At 62.3% G+C, this 17,114-nt stretch carries 16 protein-coding genes and 1 riboswitch; of the genes, 5 read left to right on the top strand and 11 right to left on the bottom strand.

From position 1 onward, the window contains the following. Positions 1-25: 25 nt before the first annotated feature. The 5 genes from X730_RS150160 to X730_RS150180 form a co-directional block, all read right to left on the bottom strand. Complete coding sequence (locus tag X730_RS150160; protein ID WP_023745157.1) at positions 26-769, bottom strand: glycosyltransferase family A protein; 744 nt, start codon at positions 767-769, stop codon at positions 26-28. Next, positions 766-1,815, bottom strand: a complete 1,050-nt coding sequence (locus X730_RS150165; RefSeq protein ID WP_023826456.1) for a hypothetical protein — start codon at positions 1,813-1,815, stop codon at positions 766-768. The genes X730_RS150160 and X730_RS150165 overlap by 4 nt, the downstream gene beginning before the upstream one ends. Before the next feature lie 152 nt (positions 1,816-1,967). Then, positions 1,968-2,390: a PqqD family protein gene (locus X730_RS150170; protein ID WP_023826455.1), complete on the bottom strand. Its 423-nt coding sequence runs from the start codon at positions 2,388-2,390 to the stop codon at positions 1,968-1,970. A gap of 161 nt (positions 2,391-2,551) precedes the next feature. Beyond that, the gene (locus X730_RS150175) at positions 2,552-3,652 is read right to left on the bottom strand and encodes a hybrid-cluster NAD(P)-dependent oxidoreductase (RefSeq protein ID WP_023826454.1); all 1,101 of its coding nucleotides are present in this window, start codon (positions 3,650-3,652) and stop codon (positions 2,552-2,554) included. Between the two features lie 37 nt (positions 3,653-3,689). After that, positions 3,690-4,937 carry an aromatic ring-hydroxylating dioxygenase subunit alpha gene (locus X730_RS150180; RefSeq protein ID WP_023668884.1) on the bottom strand — a complete coding sequence of 416 codons (1,248 nt, stop codon included), beginning with the start codon at positions 4,935-4,937 and terminating at the stop codon, positions 3,690-3,692. Positions 4,938-5,053: 116 nt separating this feature from the next. Then, positions 5,054-5,256, bottom strand: a riboswitch (cobalamin riboswitch). Between the two features lie 499 nt (positions 5,257-5,755). Here X730_RS150180 and X730_RS150185 point away from each other — a divergent pair. The 3 genes from X730_RS150185 to X730_RS150195 all read left to right on the top strand — a co-directional run bounded on the left by X730_RS150185 (position 5,756) and on the right by X730_RS150195 (position 6,536). Then, the gene (locus tag X730_RS150185) at positions 5,756-5,962 is read left to right on the top strand and encodes a DUF680 domain-containing protein (RefSeq protein WP_023826453.1); all 207 of its coding nucleotides are present in this window, start codon (positions 5,756-5,758) and stop codon (positions 5,960-5,962) included. A 65-nt stretch (positions 5,963-6,027) separates the two neighbouring features. Further along, on the top strand, positions 6,028-6,231 hold the full coding sequence (locus X730_RS150190; protein ID WP_023668886.1) for a DUF680 domain-containing protein: 204 nt from the start codon (positions 6,028-6,030) through the stop codon (positions 6,229-6,231). A 71-nt stretch (positions 6,232-6,302) separates the two neighbouring features. After that, positions 6,303-6,536 (top strand): DUF680 domain-containing protein, encoded by a 234-nt coding sequence (locus X730_RS150195; RefSeq protein WP_023826452.1) that lies wholly within the window; start codon positions 6,303-6,305, stop codon positions 6,534-6,536. 72 nt (positions 6,537-6,608) lie between these two features. On the opposite strand, the gene ugpC is transcribed toward X730_RS150195, so the two are convergent. The 5 genes from ugpC to X730_RS150220 all read right to left on the bottom strand — a co-directional run bounded on the left by ugpC (position 6,609) and on the right by X730_RS150220 (position 13,233). Next, entirely contained in the window at positions 6,609-7,721 is a 1,113-nt protein-coding gene (gene ugpC / locus X730_RS150200) for a sn-glycerol-3-phosphate ABC transporter ATP-binding protein UgpC (RefSeq protein WP_023826451.1), read from the bottom strand. A gap of 66 nt (positions 7,722-7,787) precedes the next feature. Further along, positions 7,788-9,452, bottom strand: a complete 1,665-nt coding sequence (locus tag X730_RS150205) for an alpha-glucosidase family protein (protein WP_031196994.1) — start codon at positions 9,450-9,452, stop codon at positions 7,788-7,790. Positions 9,453-9,457: 5 nt separating this feature from the next. Further along, positions 9,458-10,612 carry a carbohydrate ABC transporter permease gene (locus X730_RS150210; protein WP_023668890.1) on the bottom strand — a complete coding sequence of 385 codons (1,155 nt, stop codon included), beginning with the start codon at positions 10,610-10,612 and terminating at the stop codon, positions 9,458-9,460. A 1-nt stretch (position 10,613) separates the two neighbouring features. After that, a complete protein-coding gene (locus X730_RS150215) occupies positions 10,614-11,627 on the bottom strand; it encodes a sugar ABC transporter permease (RefSeq protein WP_023668891.1) in 1,014 nt (337 codons plus the stop codon). A gap of 250 nt (positions 11,628-11,877) precedes the next feature. Beyond that, positions 11,878-13,233 carry an ABC transporter substrate-binding protein gene (locus X730_RS150220; protein WP_023690253.1) on the bottom strand — a complete coding sequence of 452 codons (1,356 nt, stop codon included), beginning with the start codon at positions 13,231-13,233 and terminating at the stop codon, positions 11,878-11,880. 364 nt (positions 13,234-13,597) lie between these two features. Here X730_RS150220 and X730_RS150225 point away from each other — a divergent pair, with 364 nt between their 5' ends. Together X730_RS150225 and X730_RS150230 are read left to right on the top strand one after the other, a co-directional pair. Continuing rightward, positions 13,598-14,620 carry a substrate-binding domain-containing protein gene (locus X730_RS150225; RefSeq protein ID WP_023684299.1) on the top strand — a complete coding sequence of 341 codons (1,023 nt, stop codon included), beginning with the start codon at positions 13,598-13,600 and terminating at the stop codon, positions 14,618-14,620. Between the two features lie 165 nt (positions 14,621-14,785). After that, complete coding sequence (locus tag X730_RS150230) at positions 14,786-16,132, top strand: FAD-binding oxidoreductase (protein ID WP_023696898.1); 1,347 nt, start codon at positions 14,786-14,788, stop codon at positions 16,130-16,132. Between the two features lie 26 nt (positions 16,133-16,158). On the opposite strand, the gene X730_RS150235 is transcribed toward X730_RS150230, so the two are convergent. After that, positions 16,159-17,114, bottom strand: a 956-nt coding sequence (locus X730_RS150235; RefSeq protein WP_031196992.1) for a S8 family serine peptidase, incomplete at its 5' end; no start/stop codon positions are given.

Below are 17,114 nucleotides of genomic sequence, written 5' to 3'. Positions count from 1 at the left end.
TCCAGGCTGTGATCTATTCATTCTTTCACCACTCTGCCGGGCGCTTGATCTCGAAAAGCCCCTCGACCGGGCGCCGCGACGGATCGGCCTTGCGCCGCCGCAAGGATTTCTGAATTACACGTAGGTATTCGCGCACCGCCACATCCCTTTGCTTGGTCAAATTGCCGGGGTGGCGCCGGTAGTATACCGCGACGGTGTCGGGAAAAATGTGCTTTGGGCTGGTTTCGAAAATGCGCAGCAGATAGTCGGCGTCTTCGCCCTGCCGGAACTCCTCGTCGAAAGCACCTGTACGGTCGATGAGTGCCCTGCGGAATATCCCGGCGCTAAGGCTGACGCCGCGCACGGTGGGACCTGCGCCGCCCCGTGCCGGCTGCAGGGCTTCGTCGTCCATGAGATCGACGCGCGTCATCAGCGAGTAGGTCAGCTCGAGCGCAGGGTCGGCCGCGAACAGGGGTAGGCCAGCCTTGAATCGTCCAGCCGGCGAGACGTCGTCCGAATCCAGGAACGACACCAGTTCGGTTTGCGGCAGCAACTGCCTCAGCCCTGTGTTGCGCGCGTTGGCCACGCCCTGGTTTGCCTGCTGGAACAGGCGGATGCACGACGCTTCCCGCATGATGGCGCGGACTGCTTCAACGGAGCTGTCCGTCGAGCCATCGTCGACAACGATGATATCGAGATCGGCATCGTCGCGTTGCCTGAGCAGGGACCGCAACGTCGAAACGACATAGATCTCCCGATTGCAGACCGGCACGATGACGCTCAACTTCATGCGGAGCCCCGAAGGACGAAATCCGCAATCGTGCCGGCGATCTCGCGCGGCTCCGTCCCCAGCGACAGCCGGTAGCATGGCAGATCGCGGGTAAGCTCGCTGAAAAAGCGAAAGCCCGCTTCCCGCTCGCCCGGCATCTGCACGATTCCTGACGGCGCCAGGGCGATCATGGCATCCTTGCGCGATATGGGCATGACCGAGCTTCTCGCACCTCCCCTGATATGGGGCACTATCAAAGCAATAATGTCCAGACTTGCAGGAGTTGGTCGAGGCGCGATCTCGTTGATGTGAAAGGCATGCTTGCCTTGCCAGTTCAGCGGTTGGTACGACTTTAGCCGCTCCTCCAGCTTCAGCCGCCTGAAGCCCTCCGGATCCTGCTTGAGCGTGGCAAACAGCGGATAGGCCGTCACCCCCCCGGTCCGGTCGATCAGCACATAGTCGTCGCCGACGCTATCGAGCCCATTGAGCAGGCCGGCGACGACCGTTCCCGATTTTCCGGCTCCCCCGGAGCCCGCCAGCAACACGCCCTTGCCATCGATGCCCAGCGTGCCGGCATGGGTAAGCCGCATGCCGCGCGCCGCATATTCCCAATGCAGGAAGGCGCGCAGCGGCGCCGCCTGTTCCCATGGCGGAAAGGCCTCGGCCGCCATCATCAGCTGCGCCCCGACATGGCGTTGCGGATCATGGAACTGCCAGAAATCGAGGTCATGATAGTAGCTGCCGCGCAATCCGGCCTCTTCCAGCCGGTTGGCAAAGGCATGATGGTTGTAATCGCCTCGGCTCCAGGTGGCCGGGGCGAGGACGCCATCGATGCCCGGGTGGGCGACGAAAATGCGGCAGCCGTCAGATGCAGACGGATTTTCCGGGGCCGGTATGAAGGCATGGCTCATGGCTTCCGCCAGCGTGCCATGGTCGAGGTGGACACTCAGCTCCAGTCCCGGCAACCGCACGCTGGCGGTAACGGGATAGAAGGCGGCGGCGCTTTCCGCGGCCGCCAGCACATGGCGGGCATAATCCGGCAGGGTTTGCAGCGTGATCAAAGGCATGTGTTGGTTGTTCAGCGTCCAGAATTGCGCCGGGTCGCCTGATGCATGTCGCTCGGGGTGGCCCCGGTTTTGAGACGACGACATGCATAAAATCAAAGATCTAAACCGCGTCGCCTGAGTCCGTTCAAACGCGACGCGCTTTAGGGAAACGATTATGCCTGTTTCACCGCCGGCCAGCCGAGAGGTTCCTCAACCTCATGGATCGGGTCGACAATGATGAGATCGGCAAGGTCGTCATGGACATCGACCTTGAGCGGCTCATTGCTGGCAGCAAGCGCAGCCGACAGCTCGCCCGAAAGCGGTTGTGCCGGTGTTTCGGCTGGCGCAAGCAACCCGAAATCGAGCAGTCGGGCAACGAAGCTTTCGAGGTCGGCCAGGCTTGTTTTTGCGGCGCCCGCGGCAGCTCCGACCAGTGCTTCAGTGGCGACGCCGGACGACAAAGCCTGCCAGACCCGGCTGCCGGAATCGGAAAAGCCGAAATACTTGCCGCTCGAAAGATCGAGAACGACGGCTTCGCCATCGAATGATTCGAAAACGATGTCCTTGCTTGCGACCGCGTAGACCCGCTGTTGCATCGCTCTGTCCCCCGTCCCATGCGCCCTGAAGGGATGCGCCGGCTTCACGGTCTGCCCAGCCCTTCCTAAGTGCGTCTAAATCACTCGGCCTATGCTTGGCAAGACAAAGACCCGCGAACACAACGCCTGCGTCGGCGACCGTTGCGGCGAAGTCGACCGGCTCAAGCCTCGATTTCGAGCGCCGACAACGGTTTCGAGCAGCAGGCAAGGATGAAACCGTCATCGATCTCGTGGTCGAGGATGCCGCCATTGTGGCTCATCTCGACTTCGCCGGAGACCTTCTTCACCTTGCAGGTGCCGCACAGGCCGAACTCGCAGGCGGCGGGAATCCGCACGCCCGAGCTGCGCGCGGTCTGCAGCACGGTCTGGCCGGCGACGCAGCCGGCGTCGACCTCCGAAAGCGAGAAGCGGATCGGCGTCACGGCTTCGACAGGTGCAGCGATGCCGTCCTCGACCGGGGAGGCAAACGGCGCCGGAATTTCCTCCACCACAGGCGCGGCAAAGCTCTCCTGATGGTATTTCGTCATGTCGAAGCCGGCGGCATCCAGCATGCCGCGCACGGCGCGCATGAACGGATCGGGGCCGCAGCAGAAGATTTCGCGCTCGCGGAAATCCGGAGCCAGCAAGGGCAGCCGGATCGCATCGATGCGGCCCATATGGCCGTACCAGCCTTCGCGGCTGGAACGTTCCTCGATCATGAAGCCGAGCGACAAGCCGGGCATATGGCCGCCGAGCAGTTCGAGTTCCTTGCGGAAGATGATCTCTTCGGCACGCCGCGCGCAGTTGACGAAACCGACATCGGTCCATGGCGCGCAGTCGTTCAGCCAGCGCAGCATCGACATCATCGGCGTCACGCCGGAGCCAGCCGAAATGAACAGGTATTTGGCCGCCGGGTGGCTGTGCAACGAGAAGTCGCCCGCCGGTCCATAGGCCTTGACATGCGAGCCGGGTGCCAGATGGTCGAACATCCAGCGCGTGCCGATGCTGCCGGCCTGCGCCTTGATCGTCACCGCGATCGAAAAGGGCCGCGATGGCGATGACGACAGCGTGTAGGTGCGCATCAGCGGCCCGTCCGGTGTCGGCAGTTCCAGCGTCAAGAACTGGCCCGGCTTGTAGCGGAACCAGGTCTGGTTGTCGGAGCGGAAGGTGAAGGTCTTGACGTCAGGCGCCTCGTCGCTGACGCCGATCACTTCCAGCGCCTGCAGCCTATCGTTCCACGGCGCCATCTGGTCAAGATGGCGATAGAGCCCAAGATCCGTCATCGCATTCATCCTCTGGTCCCTCTTCGCCTGCTCCAGCTCACGCGACGCTGCGCAGCGCCGGCCGGCCGCCTTCGGCAAGGCGCGGGCCGATGAAGGCCGCGTACCATTCGACGAACTGGATCACGCCGCCCTCGTGCAGCTCCGAATAGGGGCCGGGCTCATAGGCCGGAGACAGGATGCCAAAGGCGTTTTCCTCGACGATGCGGCGGTCCTGGTCGTTGGTCTCGGTCCAGACATGGGTGAGCTCCTCAAGGTTGTAGTCGACCCCCTCGACCGCATCCTTGTGCACCAGCCACTTGGTCGTCACCGCGGTTTCGGTGGCGCTGATCGGCAGCACCCGGAAGGTGACCGCATGGTCGATCAGTATGTGGTTCCAGGTCGTCGGATAGTGGTAGTGCATCAAGGTGCCGATGCGGTCGGCGGCAACAGTGTCGGACAGGTTCTTCGTCACCGCGCGCTTTCCGGACATCGTGTAGCTGACGGCATCGCGCAGCAGCGGCGCGCGGGTGGCGCGGTATTGCCCGGCCGGATCGATGCGGAACTTGCTCGGCAGGCCCGCCGCCTCGCATTTCGCCCAGTGCGCCAGCATCTCCGGATCGCTGTCGGCGCCCTGCACGCCGGTCACCGTCGGCGCTTCGGGGAATGTCTTGCACAGCTCTGGATGATTGCCGGCGCAGTGATAGCATTCGCGGTTGTTTTCCCAGACCAGCTTCCAGTTGCCCTTCTCGATGATGGTGCTCTCGAAGGCGACCTTGGCTTCATTCAGCCGGTGCGGCTTGAGGTAGGGCTCTATCATGGCGCGCATCGGGGCAAAGTCGGCAGGTTCTTTTGCCAGGCAGATGAAGATGTAGCCGCCGACGCTCTCGCAGGCGACGGGCTTCAGGCCGAACTGGCTCTTGTCGAAACCGTCGGCCATCTGGCGGGCAAACAGCAGCCGGCCGTCAAGCTCGTAGGTCCACTGGTGATAGGGGCAGACAAGCTTTGCCGCCATGCCCTTCTCAGTGTTGCAGACACGGCTGCCGCGATGGCGGCAGGAATTGTGAAAGGCGTTGATGTTGCCCTTCTGGTCGCGGACCAGCACCACCGGATAATCGCCGATCTGCACGGTGATATAGCTGCCGGGCTTCGGCAGTTCGCAATCATGGCCGATGAACAGCCAGTCGCGATACCAGATAAGCTCCATGTCGAGCTTGAAATAGTCCGGGTCGGTGTAGAAGGGCTGTTCCAGCGAAAAGCCTTGCTTGCGGCCGTTCAGGAGCCTCAGCATGTCGTTGCGCGTATCCATAGTTCTGTCCTCGTGGTTTAAGGACTGAACTTGGTGGTGATGGAGGAAGGATCGGACGCAGGCCGGCGCGGCGCCGGACATGCGCTATCCACCTCTTGACCGCCCACCGCGATCAGTCGAGTCTATGCATCTCGGGCTGGTTTCCGGGCTCTGGAGTTGTCCTTGCGGACCATCGCGACACCTTCCCAGGCTGCTGCCCAGTGGTCTCCCGTTGCGACTTCAACTCCACCACCGTTGCGGGGGCAGCGCCGGATTCTGACCGGCTTCCCAATTCTCCGCTGCGTCGTCACGAAGCGGCACCTGAGATGCGATCATCTAATCACGGCAGCGATCGCGACGTCGGCATGAAAGCGACATCATATCCATGCGGCGCGACACGCGCGGCATGCGCCCCGCCGACCACCGAAGGGCTGAGATCCTGTCTTGCGGCGCTATCATCGCCGTTTCGAATCGCTGCGGATCCAGTTCCGATCGGGGGCAAAAAGGGCTCAACGGTATCGAAAAGTTACTATTAGCAATCTCTAATCGAACCGAACGGTTCGTTTCTGTTGACAATGCGTGCAGGACGGTGTGAACGACGGCCCGGAAACCGACACCGGAGCGAACCACTCGGTTCGACTTAAGCAAGTGAAAACAATGCGATAAATGACCATAGAGGAACTTCCTGGCACAATTTCAAGGTGCAGGACCGTGGTCCACACGGAACAACTTCGTGATTGGAAACCAGCCTATGGCTTTCCCACATCGGGGCTGTCCGAACGACGCGAATTCCTCCCAAGACACGCGGCTAGACGGACAGACAAACTGGAGTCCTAAAAATGAAAAAGATCATCCTCACTGCCGCAGCCGTTTTGGCGATCACCGGCAGCGCCTTCGCCGGTAGCGACAATTACGGTTCCAATGGTGCGAACCAGCCAGCCGTCTCGGTCGACAGCTCGTATACGGCTTCCATTCAGAAGCCGGCGCAGGCTGACAAGCAGCCTGTCGTTCAGGGCGCCGACCGCGACCTCTACGGCAATCGCTGATCCCGACCAAAGAAGGGCGGCTAACCCGTCGCTCTCGGGATCCCAAAAAATTCAGGAGTATTGAAATGAAAAAGATCATCCTTGCTGCCGCCGCCGTTTTGGCCATCTCCGGCAGCGCTTTCGCCGGCAGCGACAACTACGGTTCGAACGGCGCCAACCAGCCTGCGATTACGTCGACCGATAGTGGCCATACGGCTTCGGTTGAGAAGTCGGCTCCAGCCGAGCAGGCGCCTGCCCACGGTGCCGACCGTAACCTTTTCGGCCGCTAAAAGCCGGTTTCCAGCACGTGGCGGGCTTATCCGCTGCAGCTGGCGGCATCAGAAAAATTCAGGAGACTAAAATGAAGAAGATCATTCTTGCCACCGCAGCCGTTCTGGCTGTTTCGAGCGCTGCCTTTGCCGGCAGCGACAATTATGGCTCCAATGGCGCCAACCAGCCGGCCGCTGCCGTCGACACCACCCGCACTTCGTCGACCGGCACCAACTCGGCGGTCTACAAGCTGCTGAACTCGTCGAACGACCAACAGAAGTTCGTTCCTCAGAGCAGCGACAGGGATCGGTTCGGCAACAACTAACAGCCGAAGCTTAAAAAAGAGCGGCGGGCCTGGCCCGCCGCTCTTTTTTTATGCCTGTACGACGCAGCTATCTCAAGCCGCCTTCACTTCCACCGGCTTGAGCGAGAAGGAGTGCCCATCGGCGTCGAAGATGTGCAGGTCCCCGGCATCCGCGGTCAGTCGCAGCTTTGCCCCGCGCTTGACCTCGACATTGCCGGGCAGCTTGGTCACCAACGGCAGGTCAGCGCGGCCGATATCGACATAGACAAGCTGCACCTCGCCGAGTTGCTCGACATAGTCCACCACGCCCTCGAAAAGATATTCCGCGCCGGTGGCGGCCGACAGATCCTCCGGCCGCACGCCGAAGCTGACTGCCGCACCCTTTGCTGACGCCGGCGTTGCAATCGGCACCGTTGCCTTGCGGCCGCCGACATGGCTGACGATTGTCGGGTTGCCCGTCCTGTCGATTGTCGCCGGCAGGATGTTCATGGCCGGCGAGCCGATGAACTGGGCAACGAACAGATTGCCGGGCCTCTTGTAGAGGTCCATCGGCGTGCCGACCTGCTCGATATGGCCATCCTTCAGCACGACGATGCGGTCGGCGAGCGTCATCGCTTCGACCTGATCGTGGGTGACGTAGATCATGGTCGTGGCAGGCATCGATTCCTTGAGCTTGGCGATCTCGATGCGGGTCGCGACGCGCAGCGCCGCGTCGAGATTCGACAGCGGCTCGTCGAACAGGAACACTTTCGGATTGCGCACGATGGCGCGACCGATGGCGACACGCTGGCGCTGGCCGCCCGACATCGCCTTGGGCAGGCGGTCGAGATATTTGGTCAGCTGCAGGATTTCGGCGGCCTGCCGCACCCGCTTGTCGATCTCGGCCTTGCTTTCCTTGCCGATCTTCATCGAGAAGGCCATGTTGTCGTAGACGGTCATGTGCGGATAGAGCGCATAGGACTGGAACACCATGGCGATGCCGCGCTTGGAAGGCGGCACGTCGTTCACCACCTCGCCGGCGATCTTCAGCTCGCCGGAGGTGATCTCCTCAAGCCCGGCGATGGACCGCAGCAAGGTCGACTTGCCGCAACCCGACGGGCCGACGAAGACGATGAACTCGCCCGACTTTATGTCGAGGTCGATGCCGTGGAGAATGTGCAGATTGCCGTATGATTTCTTCACCTGTCTCAGCGTGACATCGGCCATAATTTCCTCCCAGTGATTTCCCTAGAGAACCTGGATTTCCTCAAAAAATCCAGTTTCGTCAAAAACTCAGTCGATGCGCCCGAACCAGGCGCCGTAGCCGCCGAGGCGGATGGAACCTGTGCCGGATTGTCCCGAAAAACCGTGCCCGGCCAATGGCAGCAGCTCCTGACCACCGAGATCGACCTCGGCCGGCTTGCTGGCCAGATTGAAGACGCAGACGATCTGCTCATTGCCCTCACGGCGGGTGAAGGCGACGGTGTCGCCCTCGCTTTCGATGAACTCGATGTCGCCTTTGGCCAGGGCCGGATGCTGGCGGCGGAAACCGAGAAAGCGCCGGTAGTGCTCGAGCAGCGAGGCCGCGTCGCCCTGCTGAACATTGACCGCTTGCGACAAGTGCTTGCCCGGCACCGGCAGCCAGGGCTTGGCCGTCGAAAAGCCGGCATTGCTGGCGGTTGCATCCCACACCATCGGCGTGCGGCAGCCGTCGCGGCCCTTGAATTCGGGCCAGAAGCGAATGCCGTAGGGGTCCTGCAGATCCTCGAACTGCAACTCGGCTTCGCCCAGCCCAAGCTCCTCTCCCTGATAGAGGCAGACCGAACCGCGCAGCGACATCAGCAGCGCCGAGATAACCTTCAGATAGGCGGCCGGGTCGGCCTCGTCGGCGGCCCAGCGCGAGGCCGGACGCATCACGTCGTGGTTGGAAAAGGCCCAGCACGACCAGCCGTCGCTGGCGACCTTGCCGAAGGCTTCCAGCACCTGGCGCACCTTGGCGGCGCTGATCTTTTCCGGCGCCAGGAAATCGAAGGAATAGCACATGTGGACGCGTTTGCCGCCGGCGGTGTAGGCGGCGACCACTTCCAGCCCACGCTGCGAATCGCCGACTTCGCCGACCGCGGCGGCCGCCGGATATTCGTCGAGCAGCGCCCGGAACCGTTCGAGGAAGGCAAGGTTTTCCGGCCGGCTCTTGTCGTAGATATGGTCCTGGTAGTTGTAGGGATTGACCGCAGGTGCTGTCTGGTCGTTGCGCTCTTCGGGCGGCAGCGGCGGATTGTTCTCCAGCCCCTGGCTGTGGAAGTAGAAATTGATGGTGTCGAGGCGGAAGCCGTCGACGCCGCGCTCCAGCCAGAAGCGGGTGACGTCGAGCAGCGCGTCCTGGACTTCCAGATTGTGGAAGTTGAGGTCCGGCTGCTCGGACAGGAAATTATGCAGATAATATTGCTGGCGGCTGGTGTCCCACTGCCAGGCCGAGCCGCCGAAGATCGACAGCCAGTTGTTGGGCGGCGTGCCGTCCGGCCTGGCGTCGGCCCAGACATACCAGTCGGCCTTGGGATTGCTACGGCTGGCGCGGCTCTCCTTGAACCATGGATGGTTGTCGGCGGTGTGCGACAGCACCTCGTCGATCATCACCTTGAGGCCGAGGTGATGGGCTTCCGCAACCAGCGCGTCGAAATCGGCGAGCGTCCCGAACATCGGGTCGACGTCGCAATAGTCCGAGACGTCGTAGCCGAAATCCTTCATCGGCGACTTGAAGAAGGGCGAAATCCAGATGGCGTCGACGCCGAGCGAGGCGATGTAGGGCAGCCTGCGGATGATGCCCTTGAGGTCGCCGATGCCGTCGCCATTGGAGTCCTGATAGGAGCGCGGATAGATCTGGTAGATCACCGCGCCCCGCCACCAGTCGCGATCGACGGCGAGATCGGGCTTCGAGGTCGCCTTCAAAGCGGCTTGCATAAGTCTCAACCTCCTTTGACCGAGCCGGCCAGCAGCCCGCGGACGAAATAGCGCTGCAGCGAGAAGAACACGATCAGCGGCACGATAATGGTGACGAAGGCCGATGTCGTCAGGATTTCCCAGTCGCCGCCGCGCGAGCCGAGCAGCGCGTTGAGCTTCGCGGTCAGCACGATCTGGTCCCCTTCGGTACCGAGGAAAACCATTGCCACCAACAAATCGTTCCACACCCACAGGAACTGGAAGATTGCAAAGGACGCCAGCACCGGGAAGGACAGCGGCAGCACGATCTTGACGAAGATTTCGAAATCGCTGGCGCCATCTATGCGCGCCGATTCCATGATCTCGCGCGGCAGGCCGGCAATATAGCTGCGCAGGAGATAGATGGCGAAGGGCAGGCCGAAGCCGGTATGCGCCAGCCAGATGCCGAGATAGGTTTTCGACGGCACACCGAAGAAGATGCCGACGCCGTTGTAGATCTTCAAAAGCGGGATCAAGGACATCTGCAGCGGCACGACCAGCAGGCCGATGATTGTGGCGATCAGCAAGGCGCGGCCGGGAAAACGCATCCACGCCAATGCATAGGCGGCGAAGGCGGCGATCAGGATCGGGATGACCGTCGCCGGGATGGTGACGGTCAGCGAGTTTATGAACGAGCGGCCGATGCCCTCCGAAAACAGCACGGTCTTGTAATTGTCGGTGGTGAATTTCGGTGGCGCCGACGAGGCGTAATAGACGCGCTGGCCACGGTCGCCTTCGAAAGCCTTGGGCGAACTCATGACGAACGTTCCGTCGGCATTGAGCTGCAAGGTCACGCCGTCGCCGAGATCGGCAGTGGTGCCGGCCGGATATTGCGTCGGTGCCGCCGACTTGACGCCGAAGGCGCTGATGTTGCGCGCAGCACCGTCGCCGAAGATATTGCCGGCAAGCACGAACTTGCCGTCCTTCTCGACCTGCGCCGAGGCCGGCGGCAGGCGGCCGGCTTCAGTCTGGCTGGAGCTGGAGAACGAGTTCCACCAGCCCGAGGCGATGATCTGGTCCTTGTCGCGCAGCGACGAGACCAGGATGCCGAGCGTCGGCACGGTCCAGACGGCGACGAAGACAAGCACGGCGATGTGGACGCCGAAGCGGCTGGCAAAGGACTTTCCGGTCGCGACGGCCATCTCAATGTCCTCCCGTCTCTTTGTTCGCCTGGCGGATGTTCCAGACCATGATCGGGATGACCGCGATCATGATGATGATGGCGATGGTGGCGCCGCGGCCGAAATCGCCGCCGCCGCGGAACATCCAATCGAACATCAGATTGGCCAGCACCTGGCTGTTCCATTGGCCGTTGGTCATGGTCAGCACGATGTCGAACACTTTCAGCACCAGGATGGTGATCGTCGTCCAGACCACGGCGATGGTGCCCCAGATCTGCGGCACCATGATCTTCCAGAAGATCTGGAACGGATTGGCGCCGTCGATGACCGCGGCTTCAAGCGTCTCTTCGGGGATGCCGCGCAACGCCGAAGACAGGATGACCATGGCAAAGCCGGTCTGGATCCAGATCAGGATGATCATCAGGAAGAAATTGTTCCAGAACGGCAGCGATATCCAGACCTGCGGCTGGCCGCCGAAATACTGGATGATGGCGTTGAGCAGGCCGATCTGCGTCTGGCCCTCGCCGCGATATTCGTAGATGAATTTCCAGATCACGCTGGCGCCGACGAAGGAGATCGCCAGCGGCAGGAAGATCAGGCTCTTGGCGATTGTGCCCCACCAGATCTTGTCCGTGAGCACGGCGATTATCAACCCTAGAAAGGTGCAGGCGGCGGGCACCACCGCCAGCCAGATGATGTTATTCAGGATCGAGTTGCGGAACTCGCGGTCGCCGAACGCCCATTCATAGTTGGCGAAGCCGACAAAATGCTGGCCGCCGCGGTCGAGGAAGGACAGCCAGAGCGTCGCCACCACCGGATAGATCAGGTAGACGGTGAGGATGATCATCGCCGGGCCGACGAACAGCCACGGACGGACCAGTCCTTGCCGGCGCAGATTGTCGATGGCCGCAGCCCCGGCCACGCCGCGCGACGGGAATATCAGGTCGACCAGCTTGTTGGCGCCCCAGAAATAGGCGACGCAGCCGCCGACGCCGATGATGATGACAAAAATGGCCGATAAGATCTGAGCAGCCATGGGTCCCTCTTCCCTGCGCATGATCGGCCGGGCCTTGAACAGCCCTGGCGATGTGGCTCTGCGCCGATTTAAGTTATTCTGAAACGAACGAACGCAAATCGGTCCGGCGTAAGGCGCCGGTCGGATCCGGGCCATAGCGGCCCGGATCCAGTCTGTGGAGGAAGTCCTGAATTTGCCGCCAAAGCGGCTGATTACTTGGCAGTGGTTACTTGCCAGCTGACTGCTTGCCAGCTGACTGCTTGCCAGCTGACTACTTGATAGCGTCCCAGCTCTTCTGGATGTCGGTGGCGACATCCTGCGCCGACTTGCCGCCGACCAGATCGATCATGCCGGTCCAGAAGGCGCCGGCGCCGATCTTGCCCGGCATCAGGTCCGAACCGTCGAAGCGGAAGGTCGAGGCATTGGCAAGGATATCGCCCTGCTTCTTCAGCGCGTCGCTGGCATAGGCATCCTTGTTGACCGACTTGAGCGGCGTGACGAAGCCGCCCTGGGCCATCCAGATTTCATGTGCCAGCGGCATTTTCAGAAATTCGATGAACGCGCGTGCACCCTTCGAATCCTTGGTGATCATGGCCAGCGTGCCGGCGCCGAGCACAGGCGTGCCCAGCTCGGGCTTGGATGCATAGGGCGGGAAGTAGAAGAAGTCGGCGTCCTGTCCAACCTTTGTGCCTTCCGGGAAGAAGGTCGGGATGAACGATGCCTGATGGTGCAGGTAGCATTTCGGCGGCACCGAGAAGAGGCCCTTCGGGCTGTCGCGGAAGTCGGTCGCGGCAACCGCCTTGGCCCCACCGTCGACCATCTTGTCGTCGGTCGCGATCTTGCCGAAAATGTCGATGGCGTTGACCACCGCCGGATCGTTGAACGGGATCTCGTTCTTTACCCACTTGTCATACACGTCGGGCGTCTGGGTGCGCAGCATGATGTCTTCGACCCAGTCGGTCGCCGGCCAGCCGGTAGCGCCGCCTGAGCCGAGGCCGATGCACCACGGCGTGCCGCCGTCGGCGATGATCTTCTTCTCGAGGTCGGCGAGCTCTTCCTGGGTCTTGGGAACCTTGTAGCCGGCTTCCTCGAAATTGTCGGGCGAATACCAGACCAGCGATTTCACGTCGGCCTTGTAGGGGAAGGCGAAGAAGCCCGGCTTGCCGTCCTTGTCCTTGAAGGTGCCGAGATCGACCCATGACTGGCCGGCGCCGTAATTGTCCTTGATCCATTTGGCGGTGTCGTCGCCCAGCGGCGTCAAAAGGCCCTTGGACGCCAGATCCTGGATCAGGCCCGGCTGCGGCAGTACGGCGATATTGGGCGGGCTGCCGGCCTGGGTATCGATGACGATCTGCTGTTCGTAATTTTCCGACGAGGAGTATTTGATCTCGGCGCCGGTGGCTTCCTGAAAATATTCGAGAACAGTGCGGATGAGGCCTTCGTCCTCGCCGCGCCAGGGCCCGAAGATGGTCAGCGTCTCGCCCTTGAGATCGACCTTCTTCAGCTCTTCGTAATTGGCCCAGTTGAAGCGCTTGTCTTCCCCGGGCTTGAACTTCAGTTCGGCTTGCGCCGGCAGGGACAAGGCGAGTGTGGCAAACGCTGCGCCAAGCAGAAGCATCTTCTTCATCGGTATTCCTCCCAGTGTGGACACATACACCCGGGCGGAACCTCCATTCCGCCCGCCGACGCTGCAGGACTGTGACTCGTTCAGAAAGGAACCGCAACCTTTCGAAGAGTCTTCCAAAGCGCTTTGGTCTTTTTGATCTCGCCATTGAATCGGCTGGAAGTCAAGAGGGCGGTGGGCTAATCGATTTAATTGCGGGCCGCAAGACTTGGTAAAGTGCACTGCAGCACAGTTTTACGGCGGTGCAGCACCGTATTAAGCTTCAAACTGGCCGGACCAGTGCGTATGGTCGACCAGCTCGGCCGCGCCCATTGTGGCGCCGCGTGGCTTCAAAATTAAAAGCGCTTTGAGGCTTGGAGGCCTCCCAGTGAACCTGAAGCAGCTCTCTCATATGCTGGCCCTGTCGCAGACAACGGTAAGCCGTGCGCTCAACGGCTATCCCGAGGTCAACGAGGAAACCCGCCGGCGTGTGGTGGATGCCGCCAAGCGCCACGGCTACCGGCCCAACCCGAGCGCGCGCCGGCTGGCGACCGGCAAGACGGGCATGATCGGGTATGTGCTGCCGACGGGCGCCTCCGTCGACATCGACCCGCATTTCGTCGAGTTCCTGTCGGGTCTCGGCGACTATGCCCGCTCGCACGAGCTCGACCTAGTGCTGTCGCCGGCCGATGCCGACGACCAGGAAACCACCTATCGCCGCATCGTCGCCAACCGCCAGGTCGACGCCGTCTACATCTCCTCGCCGCGCCCGGCCGACCGGCGAGTGGCGCTGGTCAACACGCTCGGCATTCCCTTCATCGTCCATGGCCGCAGCGAAGGCTTCGATTTCGACTACCCCTTCACCGACATCGACAATGAGGGCGGCTTCCACGACGCCGCCCGGCTGCTGGTTCAGCTCGGCCACCGCCGGCTGGCGCTGATCAATGGCGACGACCGCGAGACCTTCGCCATCCACCGCGAGCGCGGCATGCGCAGGGCGCTGGCCGCGAGCGGCCTGACGCTCGGCGAGCGCCATGTCTGTTCACTCACCATGACCGAGGAGAACGGCTACCGCGCCGCCAGGCGCCTGCTCGAACAGAGCGAGCGGCCGACGGCGATCGCCTGCTCCAGCCTGATCATGTCGCTCGGCGTCGTGCGCGCGGTGCGCGACCTTGGCCTGACCATTCCCGGCGACCTGTCGTTGATTGCCCATGACGACGTCTTTCCATGGCTGAAGCCGGAGAATTTTTCCGTGCCGCTGTCGACGACGCGCTCGTCGATCCGCCTCGCCGGCGCCCGCATCGCCGAACGCCTGGCAGCGCGCATTTCCGGCTTGGAAGAAGGGGCGCGGGGCGAGGTCTGGCCTGTCGACCTGGTGGTGAGAGGCTCGGTCGCCGGCGCGCCGGTTTAGGGATTAATCCAATTGCTCCGCTGGCAAGTTCACCCATGTGGATGTTGCCCGCAGATAGATTGACTTCGTTGGGACAACGGTCTGCCTGGACCTGTCCTTGATTTGGCTTCGAGTGGGTGGCAACCAGTAAGCCAGAGCCATCAACCAGTCCTCAGGGTGCGCCACTTGCCCATATTCCCGTTCTCCGAAACGGATCCAATCCGGCATCCTGGCCCACCGCCGAAAACGTCGGAGGTGGTCATTGTCGGTGGCGGCATCATCGGTGTGACGACGGCGCTTTTCCTGGCACAGCGGAACATCCCGGTGACGCTGCTGGAAAAAGGACGCATTGCGGCCGAACAGTCGTCCCGCAATTGGGGCTGGATCCGAAAGCAGGGACGCGACGCCGACGAGTTGCCCATCGTCATAGAGGCTATTCGCCTGTGGCGGCAACTGGCTGAGGAATGCGGCGAGGACATCGGCCTGACCCAGACAGGTGTGACCTACCTGGCGAAGACCGACAAGGACATGGCCGGCTTCGAAGCATTCATGAAGATCGCTGCGACGCATGCGCTCGACACCCGTCTCCTGGATGCAGACGAAACCGCGGCACTCATCAAAGGCATGTCGCGCAAATTCAAGGGCGCGATGACGACGCCCTCCGACATGCGGGCGGAGCCTTGGCTGGCGGTGCCCGCACTTGCCCGGCTCGCCGCGCGAAAAGGCGTCAAAATCGTCGAGAATTGTGCGGCGCGAACCCTCGAAATCTCAGGCGGCAAGATCAAGGGCGTGTGGACCGAGGCGGGGTATGTCGAGGCCTCCAGCGTGCTGGTCGCCGGCGGCGCCTGGTCATCTCTGTTCTTGCGCAGACACGGCATCTCCATCCCCCAGCTCAGCGTCAGAGTAACCGCAGCCGCAACGGAGCCCATGCCTGAGGTCTATGCAGGTGCGGCCGCCGACGAACACATCGCGTTCCGGCGCAGGCAGGATGGCGGATATACGCTCGCCGCGGGCGGCAGCCATTTGCTTTACCTGGGGCCTGACGCATTCCGGCACGCCACCAATTACCTTCCCGCCCTCAGGGACAATCCGTTCGGGACACGCTACTTTCCGTTCGCCCCGTCAGGCTACCCTGACGCCTGGTCGACGCCGCGCGATTGGGCGCCGGATTCCGTCAGTCCTTTCGAAAAAATGCGGGTGCTGAACCCGCCCCCTGAACGAGCCGGTCTGCGTTCCATAGAACGCAATTTCGGACGTCTTTTTCCACAGCTCGAAACAGTTCGCCTGAAGGCAGGCTGGGGCGGCATGATCGACGCCATGCCGGACGTCGTCCCCATCGTGGATCATGTGCAGGCCGTCGGCGGTCTTTTCGTCGCGACGGGAATGAGCGGTCACGGCTTCGGTATCGGGCCTGGCATAGGCCGGGTCGTTGCCGACATGATCCAGGGAAACCAGACCGGGCACGACCTCAGCCGCTTCCGGCTGTCGCGCTTCCATGATGGCAGCCCTGTTCGGCTGGGTCCGGCGCTCTGAATTGGGTGGCGCGAAATTCGCCCGGTTTACTTGTTCGCCGCCGCCTTCGTATCCAGCAGCCCATAACCGAAATCATTGTCCCGTCCCTTCGGACCGAGATCCCTGGCGGTGACGGCCAGCGCCTTTTCGATGTCGTCGGCGGAGCGCTCGGGTGAAGCGTGGATCAAATTGGCGATAGCGCCGGACACGATCGCGGCGGCAAACGAGGTGCCGGTGACGACGTCAGAGCCGGCGCCGCTCGGCGCCACCATCTCGACGCCGGGCGCCGAGATGAAGACATAAGCGCCGCGATTGGCCTGCTGCATCAGCCCGTCCTTGGCGTCGGTGGCGGTGACCGCGATCACGCCGTCATAGGCGGCGGGGTAGCCATAGGGCGCTTTCGGCCCGTTGTTGCCGGCAGCAGCGACCAGGATGATGCCGAGCCCGCGCGCATTGCGGCAGGCGGTGGCGAGCAGATCGTTCTTGGGGCCGACGAAACTCATATTGATGATGCTGACATTCTGGTCCGCCGCCCAGTCGAGCGCCGACAGGATGACATCCATGGTCGACCTGCCGTCCTCGAAGGCGCGGGCGTGATAGATCCTGGCGCCGGGCGCCATGCCTTCGAGCGCGCCGACGCCGGCGATCAGCCCGTCGACCGAGGTACCGTGGTCACGCTTTTCGACCGGCACGTTGGGCATGGCGTCGAACTGATCAGCAATGACGCCGGAAAGCGCCGGATTGGTGTCGTCTATGCCGGTGTCGATGACGGCGATGCGCACGTTTTCGCCACTGGCTTGCTTGTTGTCGAGCTGAATGCGCTCGAAGGCATAGTTGACGATGCCGGCCGCCTGCTGCAGCGAATAGATATGGTTTGGCTCGCGCCGCAGGGTGCGGCCATCGGCGGCCAGCTGCGCCAGCACGGCGCCGACCGGGCGGCCGTCGGGAATGCCGAAGCGCACCAGCGTGGTGCCGAGCAGCCGCGACTGGCGCTGCGAGCGCA

Origin of the sequence: Mesorhizobium sp. L103C131B0 (assembly GCF_000502275.1) — a bacterium.
In the GTDB taxonomy this organism is placed as follows: domain Bacteria; phylum Pseudomonadota; class Alphaproteobacteria; order Rhizobiales; family Rhizobiaceae; genus Mesorhizobium.
The sequence above is the reverse complement of the archived record's forward strand: the minus strand, read 5'-3'. Positions and strand labels throughout refer to the sequence as shown.

Bases quoted from the DNA above. Each gene is read 5' to 3' on its own strand.
- X730_RS150160 (WP_023745157.1), bottom strand. From the start codon at position 769: ATGAAGTTGAGCGTCATCGTGCCGGTCTGCAATCGGGAGATCTATGTC.
- X730_RS150165 (WP_023826456.1), bottom strand. From the start codon at position 1,815: ATGCCTTTGATCACGCTGCAAACCCTGCCGGATTATGCCCGCCATGTG.
- X730_RS150170 (WP_023826455.1), bottom strand. From the start codon at position 2,390: ATGCAACAGCGGGTCTACGCGGTCGCAAGCAAGGACATCGTTTTCGAA.
- X730_RS150175 (WP_023826454.1), bottom strand. From the start codon at position 3,652: ATGACGGATCTTGGGCTCTATCGCCATCTTGACCAGATGGCGCCGTGG.
- X730_RS150180 (WP_023668884.1), bottom strand. From the start codon at position 4,937: ATGGATACGCGCAACGACATGCTGAGGCTCCTGAACGGCCGCAAGCAA.
- X730_RS150185 (WP_023826453.1), top strand. From the start codon at position 5,756: ATGAAAAAGATCATCCTCACTGCCGCAGCCGTTTTGGCGATCACCGGC.
- X730_RS150190 (WP_023668886.1), top strand. From the start codon at position 6,028: ATGAAAAAGATCATCCTTGCTGCCGCCGCCGTTTTGGCCATCTCCGGC.
- X730_RS150195 (WP_023826452.1), top strand. From the start codon at position 6,303: ATGAAGAAGATCATTCTTGCCACCGCAGCCGTTCTGGCTGTTTCGAGC.
- ugpC (WP_023826451.1), bottom strand. From the start codon at position 7,721: ATGGCCGATGTCACGCTGAGACAGGTGAAGAAATCATACGGCAATCTG.
- X730_RS150205 (WP_031196994.1), bottom strand. From the start codon at position 9,452: ATGCAAGCCGCTTTGAAGGCGACCTCGAAGCCCGATCTCGCCGTCGAT.
- X730_RS150210 (WP_023668890.1), bottom strand. From the start codon at position 10,612: ATGGCCGTCGCGACCGGAAAGTCCTTTGCCAGCCGCTTCGGCGTCCAC.
- X730_RS150215 (WP_023668891.1), bottom strand. From the start codon at position 11,627: ATGGCTGCTCAGATCTTATCGGCCATTTTTGTCATCATCATCGGCGTC.
- X730_RS150220 (WP_023690253.1), bottom strand. From the start codon at position 13,233: ATGAAGAAGATGCTTCTGCTTGGCGCAGCGTTTGCCACACTCGCCTTG.